At 68.9% G+C, this 11,197-nt stretch carries 8 protein-coding genes; 1 reads left to right on the top strand and 7 read right to left on the bottom strand.

The annotated features are described in order from the left end of the window. Positions 1–2: 2 nt before the first annotated feature. Genes VF592_RS06055 through bchF form a run of 7 tightly spaced genes read right to left on the bottom strand, consistent with a single transcriptional unit; the run spans position 3 to position 10,064 of the window. Positions 3–1,439, bottom strand: a complete 1,437-nt coding sequence (locus VF592_RS06055) for a BCD family MFS transporter (RefSeq protein WP_331004715.1) — start codon at positions 1,437–1,439, stop codon at positions 3–5. Beyond that, complete coding sequence (gene bchM / locus VF592_RS06050) at positions 1,436–2,134, bottom strand: magnesium protoporphyrin IX methyltransferase (protein ID WP_331004810.1); 699 nt, start codon at positions 2,132–2,134, stop codon at positions 1,436–1,438. The genes VF592_RS06055 and bchM overlap by 4 nt, the downstream gene beginning before the upstream one ends. Beyond that, the gene (gene bchL, locus VF592_RS06045) at positions 2,134–3,051 is read right to left on the bottom strand and encodes a ferredoxin:protochlorophyllide reductase (ATP-dependent) iron-sulfur ATP-binding protein (RefSeq protein WP_331004809.1); all 918 of its coding nucleotides are present in this window, start codon (positions 3,049–3,051) and stop codon (positions 2,134–2,136) included. Before bchL ends, bchM begins: the two co-directional genes overlap by 1 nt. 10 nt (positions 3,052–3,061) lie before the next feature. Further along, entirely contained in the window at positions 3,062–6,688 is a 3,627-nt protein-coding gene (locus tag VF592_RS06040) for a magnesium chelatase subunit H (protein WP_331004714.1), read from the bottom strand. Beyond that, the gene (gene bchB / locus VF592_RS06035; protein WP_331004713.1) at positions 6,678–8,264 is read right to left on the bottom strand and encodes a ferredoxin:protochlorophyllide reductase (ATP-dependent) subunit B; all 1,587 of its coding nucleotides are present in this window, start codon (positions 8,262–8,264) and stop codon (positions 6,678–6,680) included. Before bchB ends, VF592_RS06040 begins: the two co-directional genes overlap by 11 nt. A 4-nt stretch (positions 8,265–8,268) precedes the next feature. Then, a complete protein-coding gene (locus tag VF592_RS06030) occupies positions 8,269–9,546 on the bottom strand; it encodes a ferredoxin:protochlorophyllide reductase (ATP-dependent) subunit N (RefSeq protein ID WP_331004712.1) in 1,278 nt (425 codons plus the stop codon). After that, positions 9,543–10,064 (bottom strand): 2-vinyl bacteriochlorophyllide hydratase, encoded by a 522-nt coding sequence (gene bchF / locus VF592_RS06025; RefSeq protein ID WP_331004711.1) that lies wholly within the window; start codon positions 10,062–10,064, stop codon positions 9,543–9,545. The genes VF592_RS06030 and bchF overlap by 4 nt, the downstream gene beginning before the upstream one ends. Before the next feature lie 223 nt (positions 10,065–10,287). Between bchF and VF592_RS06020 the strand changes: the two genes are divergently transcribed. Next, complete coding sequence (locus VF592_RS06020; RefSeq protein WP_331004710.1) at positions 10,288–11,184, top strand: cobalamin B12-binding domain-containing protein; 897 nt, start codon at positions 10,288–10,290, stop codon at positions 11,182–11,184. The last annotated feature ends 13 nt before the right edge of the window (positions 11,185–11,197 follow it).

Genomic DNA, 11,197 nt, shown 5'->3' with positions numbered 1-11,197 from the left:
TTTCAGATCGGGAATTCGCTGAGGCCGAAGCGGGCGGACGGGGCAGGGTCGATGGGTGCCTGACGCCGGACGAGCGGTCCGAGCGCGACGAGGGTGCCGAGAAGCAGCAGGATCTCGAGACAATAGACGAAGGTGTAGCCGGTCGCCGGCCCGGCCAGGGTCGACCCCAGGCGCTGGTCGATCGCGGCGGCCGACACCGCGTCGCGCCCCAAGCCGCCGATCGCGACCGCGAGTCCGCCCGCCGTCGCCTGCACGGCGCCCCACGCGCCGAGCGCGAGCCCCGTGCGGCCCTCGTCGGAGATCGCCATGGCGGCGGTCAGCGTGCCGACCGCGAACAGCCCGGCGCCGCAGCCGATGACGCTCGCGCCGGCGCACAGCAGCAGCGGCGCCCCCAGCGGGCCGGCGAAGATGATGGCCAGAAACGCGCCGATCCCGACCACCCCGCCAAAGCCCGCCAGCCGCAGGGGATCGGCGCCCGCGACGAGCTGGCGCGCGGCCCAGGTGAAACCGGCCAGCATCCCCGCCGCCCACAGCGCGGTCAGCGATGTCGTCGCCCCGACCGACAGGCCCAGTATCTCGCCGCCATAGGGTTCGAGCAGCACGTCCTGCATCCCGAACGCCGCGGCGCCCAGGCCGACCGCGACCAGCAGCCGGACCGTTTTCGGGCGCGCGATGAAGATCGCCCAGACCTCGCGGAAACGGGGACGGGCGGTGGACGTGGCGGTGGTGGCGCGATCGCGCGCTTCCTGCTTCCACAGCGCGACGATGTTGAGGACCATGGTCAGCACGGCGGCGCCCTGGATGATCTGCACCAGCTTGGTGGGCGTGAAATCGGCGAGCGCGCGGCCGATCACGATCGCGCTGACCAGCATCCCCAGCAACAGCATCACATATAGCAGCGCGACGACGCGCGGCCGCGTCTCGTCGGTCGCCAGGTCCGTCGCCAGTGCCAGGCCGGCGGTCTGTGTGGTGTGCATCCCCGCGCCGACCAGCAGGAACGCGATCGCCGCGCCGACCTGGCCGGCGATGGCGGGACCGTCGCCGCCGCCGGTCATCACCAGCAGCGCGAAGGGGAGCAGCGCGAGGCCGCCGAACTGCAGCAGCGTCCCGAACCAGATATAGGGCACGCGCTTCCACCCGAGCAGCGAGCGGTGGGTGTCGGACTTGAACCCGACCAGCGCGCGCAACGGCGCGAACAGCAGCGGCAACGACACCATCGCGGCCACGATCGCCGCCGACATCTTCAGCTCCACGATCATCACGCGGTTGAGCGTACCGGTCAGCAGCACCGCCGCCATCCCGACCGACACCTGGAACAGCGACAGCCGTAGCAGCCTGGCGAGCGGCAGGTCCTTCGTCGCGGCATCGGCGAACGGCAGGAACCGCGTCCCCATGCGGCTCCAGAACATGCCGGTCCTCAAGGCGGCGACGCGGCTCATCCCGGCAGCACCTCGAGGGCGTGGCTGGTATAGAAGCCGCTGGCGATGCGCGCGCCGCGGCCGATCCGCGCCCCGGGCACCGCGCCACCGATCAGGGTGCGCAGCAGCCGCTCGCGCACCGGCTCGATCGCGGGCGCGCGGTCGGCGCGCGGAAAGAGCTTGCCGACCGCGTGCATGACGACGAGCGGCCTGGTCGACGGCGCGAAGGTGAACAGCAGCGAGCCGTTCGTGCGCTCGGCAAGCCCCTGGACGACATCGACGATGTCGAAGGCGCGGTAGTGGATCAGCGAATCCATCGCCACCACGTGGTCGAAACGCCCCAGGGTCGGATCGAGCATGTCGCCGACCCGCCAGTCGATGTTCAGCCCCGCGGGCATCCGATCGCGCGCGACGTTCACCAGGCTCCCCGCCACGTCGATGGCGACCACCGCCGCACCGCGCCGCGCCGCCTCGACCGCCAGCGCCCCGGTGCCGCAACCGGCGTCCAGCAGGCGCAGCCCGGTCATGTCGGCGGGCAGCCATGAGAGCAGGGTGTCGCGCATCCGGTCGCGCCCGGCGCGGACGGTGGCGCGGATGCCGCTGACCGGGGCGTCGGAGGTCAGCCGCTCCCAGGTCTTCGACGCGGTACGGTCGAAATAGGTCTCCAGCCGGCCGCGACGATCGTCATAGGTGGCCGAGGGAAGGGCGCTCGCCATCATTCGAACCCCAGGAATTCGAAGATCTCGCGATCCTTCATCGGCTCGGCGGCGAGCGGTTCGCACCCTGCCCACATCAGCGCGGCGAGGCGCTTATACTCCAGGCAGGCGGCATCGACCTCGGGCGTCGACTCCATCTCGAACAAGGTGCATTTCTTCAGGCGCGAGCGCCGGATCGCGTCCAGATCGGGGAAGTGGGCGAGTCGCTTCAGCCCCGTCGCCTCGTTGTAGCGGTCGATCTCGTCGGTCGCGGCCGACCGGTTGGCGATCACGCCCGCCATGCGCACGTCGTAGTTCTTCGCCTTGGCCTTGATCGCGGCGACGATGCGGTTCATCGCGAAGATGCTGTCGAAATCGTTCGCCGCGACCACCACCGCCCGCTCGGCATGTTGCAGGGGTGCCGCGAACCCGCCGCACACCACGTCGCCCAGCACATCGAAGATCACCACATCGGTATCCTCGAGCAGGTGATGTTGTTTGAGCAGCTTCACCGTCTGCCCGACGACATAGCCGCCGCAACCGGTGCCCGCCGGGGGGCCCCCCGCCTCGACGCACATCACGCCGTTGAAACCCTCGAACATGTAATCCTCGGGCCGCAATTCCTCGCTGTGGAACTCGACGGTCTCGAGCACGTCGATGACGGTCGGCATCAGCTTCTTGGTGAGCGTGAAGGTCGAGTCATGCTTGGGATCGCAGCCGATCTGGAGCACCCGCTTGCCCAGCAGCGAGAAGGCCGCGGACAGGTTCGACGAGGTCGTGGACTTGCCGATCCCGCCCTTGCCATAGACCGCGAACACCTTGGCGGTGCCGATCCGGTCGTTGGGGTCGAGCCCGACCTGGACGCTGCCTTCGCCATCCGGTCTGGCATTGGGGCCTATCGTGTCGCGGATGCGGGCGGGAGGATCGAACAGGGCCATCATCTATTCCTTATGCCGCCACCGCGGTGACGCCTTCGAGGCGGTCTTCGAGTTCGTCGCTGGCCGCGTGGAGCGCCGCCAGGGTCGCCGCGTCGGGCGCCCAGAAGCGCCGGTCGCTCGCCTCGATCAGGCGGTTGGCGACGCGGGCGGAAGCCTTGGGATTGAGGGTGGCGAGCCGTTCGCGCATCGCGTCGTCCAGCACATAGGTCTCGCTGATCCGCTGATAGATCCAGGGGGAGATCTCGCCGGTGGTCGCCGACCATCCCATCGTATTGGTGACGTGCGCCTCGATATTCCGCACGCCTTCGAAGCCGTGCTTCAGCATCCCCTCGTACCAGACGGGATTGAGCATCCGCGTGCGCGTCTCGAGGTCGACCTGTTCGGACAGGGTGCGGACCTTCGTCGCGCCCTGCGTCGCGTCCACGATGTAGATCGGCGCGGGGCTGCCCTTGGCGCGGGTGATCGAGCGGGCGATGCCGCCCAGCGCGTCGACATAATGGTCGATGTCGGTGACGCCCAGTTCGACCGAGTCGAGATTCTGATAAGCGAGGTCGACCCCGGCGAGCGCCGATTTGAACAGCTCGGCGTGTCGCGCGGGCTGGCCGGTGCGGCCATAGGCATAGCCCTTCTGCCGCTCGAAGACTTCGGCGATCTCGTCGGGATCGGTCCAGGCGCCGTCGTCGATCAACATGTTGACGTTCGCGCCGTAGGAGCCTTCGGCGTTGGAGAAGACGCGCAGCGCCGCCGTCTCCATGTCGCAGTCGTGCTTGATGGCATGGGCCAGGCTGTGCTTGCGGACGAAGTTGCGGTCGAGCGGTTCGTCGGCCGACGCGGCGAGCCAGGCGGCCTCGGCGATCATCCGGGTCTGGAGCGGCAGCAGGTCGCGGAAGATGCCCGACAGCGTGACGATCACGTCGATCCGTGGGCGCCCCAGCTCGGCAAGCGGCACCAGCTCGGCGCCCGACAGCCGGCCATAGCCGTCGAACCGCGGCCGCGCGCCGATCAGCGCCAGCGCCTGGGCGATCTGGATTCCTTCGGACTTCAGATTGTCGGTGCCCCACAACACCATCGCCAGGGTCTCGGGGAAGGGAGCGGTGGCGGTGTGGCGCGCGATCAGCTCGTCCGCCTGGCGCGTTCCTTCCGCCATCGCGAAGGCGCCGGGGATGCGGAAGGGATCGAACCCGTGGATGTTGCGCCCGGTCGGCAGCACCTTGGGGTTGCGCAGCACGTCGCCGCCGGGCGCGGGACGAACGAAGCCGCCGTCGAGCGCGTGGATCAGCGCGTCGAGTTCGTGGTTCGTCGCGGGCAGGTCGGCGTCCGCGCCGGCCGCGATCATCTGCGCGCGCGTCTCGTCCGACATCGCTTCGCCCAGGACGTGCAGGCCGTGCGGGATCAGCTCGCGCTCCAGCTCGTAGAGGCGGGCGGAAAGGGGGGTGATGTCCCACAAATCGTCGCCGACGATGACCGGGGTCCAGCTCCGGGGGCCCCGATCGGGCGCTTCGACGAGCGCGGGGATACGTACCGGAGCGAGGTCGAGCGTCTCCGCCGAGGCGCGGATCATCGGTTCCAGCGCCGCGCGCTCGTCGGCCGACGGCGACGACCGCCAGCGTTCGAGCAGCGCCTTGAGGTCGTTCAGCCCCTTGTAGAGCCCGGCCTGGGCGAGCGGCGGGGTCAGATAGCTCACCAGGGTCGCGCCCGACCGGCGCTTGGCGATCAGCCCCTCGGAGGGGTTGTTGGCGGCGTAGAGATAGATGTTGGGCAGGTCGCCGATCAGCCGCTCGGGCCAGCAATCGCCGCTCATCCCGGCCTGCTTGCCCGGCATGAATTCGAGCGCGCCGTGGGTGCCGAAATGGAGCACCGCGTCCGCCGCGAAATCCTCGCGCAGCCAGCGGTAAAAGGCGCTGAACGCATGGGTCGGAGTGAACCGGCCCTCGAACAGCAGCCGCATCGGATCGCCTTCATAGCCGAAGGCGGGCTGGATGCCGACGAACACGCTCCCGAACCGCGCGCCCAGCACATGGATGGTGCCGCCGTCGCTCTGCTGCCTGCCGGGCGCCGGGCCCCATTGCGCCTCGATCTGCGCCAGATGCGGCTCGCGGCGGACATGGTCGTCGGCGGGAATGCGCGCATGGACGTTGGCGTCGGCGCCGTAGCGCGCGGCATTGCCCGTCAGCACCGCGTCGCGCAGCGCGTCGACATCGGCCGGAACCTCGACCGCATAGCCCTCCGCCGACAATTTCGTCAGCGTCGCGTGCAGCGACTCCCACACTCCCAGATGCGCCGCGGTGCCGGTCGCGCCGGCATTGGGCGGGAAGTTGAACAGCACCACCGCGAGCTTGCGCGCGGCGCGCTCGGACCGGCGCAGCGCGATGATCCTGGCGACCTTGCCGGCGAGCGCCTCGGCGCGCTCGGGGCAGGACTGCATCTCGCGCGCCAGGCCCGATGCGGGGAAGGTGCAGCGCCGTCCGCAGCCGGTGCAGGCCTCGCCCGATCCGTCGGCGCGGCCGCCGAAGACGCTGGGCAGCACCGCGCCGTCGAGCTCGGGGATCGCGACCATCATCGTCGCCTCGATCGGCAGCAGCCCCTGGCGGCTGGCCCCCCATTGCTGGAGCGACTGGAACTCGATCGGGTGCGCGGCGATGTACGGCACGTCGAGCCTCGCCAGGATCGCCTCGGCGGCCTCGGCGTCGTTATAGGCGGGGCCGCCGACCAGGCTGAACCCGGTCAGCGACACGATCGCGTCGACCGTCGGCACGCCGTCCTTGAGGAAGAAGGCCTCGATCGCCGGGCGCGAGTCGAGCCCGCTGGCGAAGGCGGGGATGACGCGCAGCCCCTTGGCCTCCATCGCCGCGATCGCGCCGTCATAATGGCCGGTGTCGCGGCCCAGCAGATAGGAACGCAGCATCAGCAGCCCGACGGTGCCGGTCGCGCCCTTGGCCGCCGGCAGCGCCTCGGCCCGCTCGCCCAGGCGGCCGGCGAGCGCGGGGTGATAGACGCCGACCTCGGGATAATCGTGCGGGGCTTCGGCGCGGGTGCCGTGCCCGGCATAGCGATGCGCGAGCGCGCGGATCATGCCGACCACATTGTCGTCGCTGCCCGCCAGCCAATATTGCAGCGTCAGGAAATAGGCGCGGACGTCCTGCGCGGTGCCGGGGATGAAGCGCAGCATCTTGGGCAGGCGGCGCAGCATCTTCATCTGTCCCGCGCCCGACGATCCGCCCGCCTTGGACGACCCGCGCAGCCGCTTGAGCAAGGCGAGCGGGCCCTTGGCGGGCTTGTCCATCCGGTAGTCGCCCATCCGGGTCAGCTTGACGACCTCGCTGCCCGACATCAGGCCCACCATCGCCGCGCACTCCTCGCGACGCGCTTCCAGCGCGGGCAGGACGGCGCGGATATGATCGTCGAGGAACAGCATCGTCGCGATGACGATGTCGCCGCGGCCGATATCGGCGATGCAGCGGTCGAGGGCGCCGGGATCGCGGTCCCAGTCCGACGCGGCGTGGAAACCGATGGTGATCGCCGCGCCGTCGCGGGCGAAGCGCGCCGCCGCGCGTTCCGCCGCACCCGACAGGTGATTGTCCAGGGTGACGATCACGACGCGCAGGGGAGCGGAACGGAGGGGCGCGCTACCGGGCATAATGGGCTTTCGCGTCGTAGAGCGTATCGAGCGTGATTGCCGTTACGCCTTGTTCGGCGGCAAATTTCTCCGTGTTCCGGCGTGCCTTGCCGCGCACGAAGAACGGGATCTTGAGCAGTTCCTTTTCGGCGTCGGTCGACCATCGCCGCGTCCCCGCGAGCGCAGGGTCGGGGGCAGGTCGATCCGCCGCGACGGGGTGAACAGGCTCGTCGGCGGCGACCGGCGCCGCGCCCGCGGGAAGGGGCGCGGCATGGCCGTGCCCCAGATGGCTAGCGCCGCTCGCGTCCGAAAATTCGAAATCGTCGCGGAACATCGTCAGCAGATGCTCCTCCAACCCCATCACCAGCGGGTGGACCCAGGTGTCGAACAGCACGTTGGCGCCCTCGAACCCCATTTGCGGGCTGTAGCGCGCGGGAAAATCCTGGACGTGGACGGGCGCCGAGATCACCGCGCAGGGGATGCGCAGCCGCTTGGCGATGTGGCGTTCCATCTGGGTGCCGAGCACCAGTTCGGGCTGCAGCGCCTGGATCGCGTCCTCGACCTCCAGATAATCGTCGGTGATGAGCGGCTCGACGCCGTAGAGCTTGGCGGCGTCGCGCAGGTCGCGGGCGAATTCGCGGTTGTAGCAACCCAGGCCCACGACCTCGAACCCCAGCTCGTCGCGCGCCACGCGGGCGGCGGCGATCGCGTGGGTCGCGTCGCCGAAGATGAAGACGCGCTTGCCCGTCAGATAGGTCGAATCGACCGACCGGCTCCACCAGGGAAGGTTCGACGTATCGAGGACGGCGGCGGGATCGACGCCCGCCAGCGCCGCGACCTCGGCGATGAAGTCGCGCGTCGCGGCGTGGCCGATGGGCACGGTACGGACCGTCTTCTGGCCGTAGGTCTTCTCCAGCCAGCGACAGCTCGTGTCGGCGATCTCGGGATAAAGGCAGATGTTGAAATCGGCGTCCGCCAGTCGGGCGAGATCGGCCGGGGTCGCGCCCAGCGGGGCGGTGACGTTGACGTCCACGCCAAGGGTGGCGAGAAGCCGCGTGATCTCGATCACATCGTCGCGGTGACGGAAGCCGAGCGCGGTCGGGCCGAGGATGTTGGCGGAGGGTTTGGCGCCTTCCGGACGGGGGCTCGGCGCCACGCCGGAACACATCCTGCGCACCAGCTGGTAGAAGGTCTCCGCCGCGCCCCAATTCTCCTTGCGCTGGTAGCTGGGCAGTTCGAGCGCGACGACCGGGCAGGGCAGCCCCATCGCCTGCGCCATGCCGGCGGGATCGTCCTGGATCAGTTCGGCGGTGCACGACGCGCCGACCAGCATCGCCTGGGGCTTGAAGCGGGCATAGGCGTCGCGCGTCGCAGTCTGGAACAGGTCGGCGGTATCCTTGCCCAGGTCGCGCGCCTGGAAGGTGGTGTAGGTGACCGGCGGGCGCTTGCCGCGCCGCTCGATCATCGTGAACAGCAGGTCGGCATAGGTGTCGCCCTGCGGCGCATGGAGGACGTAGTGGACGCCCTCCATCGCGGTCGCGATCCGCATCGCGCCGACATGGGGAGGTCCCTCATAGGTCCAGACGGTGAGCTGCATCGCCTCAGACCCTCAGCACGTCGCGCCGACGCAGCGGGCGCGCGAAGAGTTCGGCGAGGTCGCCGGCCTGGTCGAAGCCGTGGATGGGCGAGAAGACCAGCTCGATCGCCCATTTGGTCGTCAGCCCCTCCGCCTCGAGCGGGTTGGCGAGGCCGAGACCGCAGACGGTCAGGTCGGGCTTGGCGGCGCGGACGCGGTCGAGCTGCCGGTCGACGTCCTGGCCTTCGCTGATCAGCGTGTCGGCGGGCAGCAGCGCGAGTTCCTGCGCCAGGTGGCGGCGGTGGAGATAGGGTGTGCCGACCTCGACCGGCCGCATCCCGAGCTCGGTGGCGAGGAAGCGCGCCAGCGGAATTTCGAGCTGCGAATCGGGCAGAAAGGTGATGCGCTTGCCCGCCAGCCGCGCGCGGCTGTGCTCGATCGCGCGCTTGGCGCGCTCGCGGCCCGGCGCGATGACGCGGCGGAAATGCATCTCGTCGACGCCGAACGCCTGCGCGGCGGCATGGAGCCAGTTGGTCGTACCCTCGGCGCCGAACGGGAACAGCGCATCGAGCCGGGTCGCGCCGCGATCCTCCAGCGCCCGCGCGGTCTCGCCCAGAAAGGGCTGGGCGAGCAGGAAGCGCGTGTTCGGGCCGATCGGCGGCATCGCATCGGCGCGGCGGGCGGGAAGCGCGTGCACGGTCGCGATCCCGAGCTCGGCGAACAGCCGCAGGAACTGGTCCTCGACGACATCGGGCAGCGCGCCGACGACCATCAGGCTCGGCGCGTCCGACGAGTCGGCGCGCAGATCGGGCACCAGCGCGGCGAGGCAGGCATCCTCGCCCTCGGTGAAGGTCGTCTCGATGCCCGACCCGGAATAGTTGAGGATCCTGGTCGCGCCGGCATGCTTGACCGACAGCCGCGCCGCCGCGCGCGACAGGTCGAGCTTGATGACTTCGGAGGGGCAGGAGCCGACCAGGAACAGCAGCCTGATGTCGGGGCGCCGCGTGAGCAGCCGGTCGACCACCCGGTCGAGCTCGTCGTTGCAATCGGCCATGCCGGCCAGGTCGCGTTCCTCGATGATCGCGGTGCCGAAACGCGGTTCGGCGAACACCATCACTCCGGCGGCGGATTGCAGCAGATGCGCGCAGGTACGCGATCCCACGACGAGGAAGAAGGCGTCCTGTATCTTGCGGTGGAGCCAGATGATCCCCGTCAGCCCGCAGAAGACTTCGCGCTGCCCGCGTTCGCGCAGCACCGGTGCGGACTCGCATCCCGGAACCGCGATGGGCAACGCCGGGGTCATCCCGCCACCGCCATTCGTCGGGCGGGCTGGCCCTGCAAGCGGGCCGCGCGCAGTTTCAACAGGAATTGCGCCGCGTTGATCGCGTAGGTCGCATAGGCCGCCAGCGCGAGCAGCATCCGACCGCGTTCGGTGCCGAGCCCGCCGATCAGCGCCACCAGATAGGCGGTGTGCAGCGCCAGCACGACCATGCTGAACATGTCCTCCCAGAAGAAGGCGGGCACGAACAGCCACTTGCCGAACACGACCTTCTCCCAGATCGAGCCGGTGATCATGATGAGGTAGAGTGCGCCGGTCTTGACCACGACCGACACGGTCGCGGCGACCGCGCCTTCGCCCGTCGTCAGATAGCGGAGCACCAGCGCCAGGCTGACGAGGAAGATCAGGAACTGAACGGGGGCGAGGATACCTTGGACCAAGGTCCAGTGCGTCCGATCGCGACGTCGGCGTTGTTCAGGCGTGTAGAGCGGGGCGGGGCCACCGTATGTCGTATCGACGAAATCCACGTGGCCCGCCCGCATCGTCCTTGCCCTGCCCTTGTCCCGTATGCGTTCGAGACTAAAGCGCCCACGCAAAGTGTCAATTAAATTTGACGTATAATAATATCGACACTTGGTGCGGCGCGGCATGTTTTGGCAATTGTCAGCGCGTCGCGATGAGCATAGGCTCCGAGTTGCGGGAAATTCCAAAAAGGGATCCCGCCCGTCGTTCTGCGAGTTTCTCGACTAGGGTGGGAGAGCCGGTATGCCGTCATTGGCGCGTATCGAGAGTAAGACGAGACCGCTTGCCGGAGCGGGGCTCGCGCGACGTTTCGGGGCCGACGCGCATGGACTGAAGAGCTTTCGTACGCTTGCCACCGTCGATTATGACCGGTCGCTGTCGACCCTGATCGAGAGCGAGATCATCCCCAGGCTGATGATCGCGCACGCCGCGGATACGCCCGAACCCGCCACGGCGATCGCGGGCATCGACGCCCAAGATATCGAGGCCCTCGCTCCCCTGGCCCTGGAGGTCGAGGCGGATGCGCTGCTTGTGCATATCGAGGCCATTCTGGCGCGCGGCGTCTCCGTCGACACCGTGATGGTCGATCTGCTGGCGCCGACCGCGCGCCTCCTGGGCGAATTCTGGGAGGGGGATCGCTGCGACTTCGTCGATGTGACGATGGGGCTCTGGCGGTTGCAGGAGGTGGTCCATGAGATCGCCGCGCGAATGCCGGCCGATCGGATGCTGGCGATCGGCGGTCACCGCGCGCTGTTCGCGTCGATGCCCGGGGATCAGCATAATTTCGGCACGGTGGTCGTCGACGAATTGTTCCGTCGCGACGGGTGGACGACCGATCGGATGAGCGGGGCGCGGACGCCCGATCTGGTCCGGCGCGTCGGCGACGACTGGTTCGACATGGTCGGATTGACGGTCAGTTGCGACTGCCATATCGCGACTTTAACTTCCGTCATTGCGGCGTTGCGAAATGTGTCTAGAAACCCGCGCGTCTGCATCATGGTGGGCGGACGGATTTTCAATGCCGATCCCGAATTGGCGATGAAAGTCGGGGCGGATGGCACCGCGTGCGATGCCAGACGCGCCTTGAAAGTAGCCGCCGATCTGGTCCGCGTTCGCGAAGGGGAAACCCTTAGCGCGTAGTCGATCATTGCTT

Source organism: Sphingomonas sp., from assembly GCF_036388435.1.
Taxonomy (GTDB): domain Bacteria; phylum Pseudomonadota; class Alphaproteobacteria; order Sphingomonadales; family Sphingomonadaceae; genus Sphingomonas.
The sequence above is the reverse complement of the archived record's forward strand: the minus strand, read 5'-3'. Positions and strand labels throughout refer to the sequence as shown.